Here is a 450-nt window from a genome sequence, read left to right as displayed (position 1 = left end):
CCCCTTGTCATCACCAACCCCGCCAACAGATCGCTTCCTTGACGAATCCGTCCTGCCCGACTTCACCGCGCTGCGGATGACAGCCTTTGGCAGAAGCGTCATCGACATCGCCAACGATCCCGCATTCGACACATGGACGTTTTCCCAAAAGGTGCTCTACGCACTTGATAAAGAAGTCGCGGCCAGGCGCGAGCGACGCATCAACAAACTGCTGAAAGCATCCCGATCGCCGAACCTTGATGCTTGCCTTGAAAACGTGGTCTGCACGCCTGACCGCAACATCAACCCCGAGCAAGTCAGCAGACTCGCTCACGGACAATGGTGCCACCTGGGCCAAAACATTGTCATCCTGGGCAAATCCTCAGTCGGCAAAACCTACCTCGCCCAAGCCCTGATCACAGCAGCATGCCGCAAAGACTACTCCGCACGGTTCTACCGCACCGACATGCT

The 450-nt window shown here is 57.1% G+C and carries 1 protein-coding gene; it reads left to right on the top strand.

The features are described from left to right. Positions 1 to 4: 4 nt before the first annotated feature. A partial coding sequence (locus HMPREF3009_RS00005; protein ID WP_198531092.1) for an ATP-binding protein occupies positions 5 to 450 on the top strand: 446 nt, incomplete at its 3' end.

Origin of the sequence: Corynebacterium sp. HMSC034H07 (assembly GCF_001815175.1) — a bacterium.
Lineage (GTDB): Bacteria > Actinomycetota > Actinomycetes > Mycobacteriales > Mycobacteriaceae > Corynebacterium > Corynebacterium hiratae.
The sequence above is the reverse complement of the archived record's forward strand: the minus strand, read 5'-3'. Positions and strand labels throughout refer to the sequence as shown.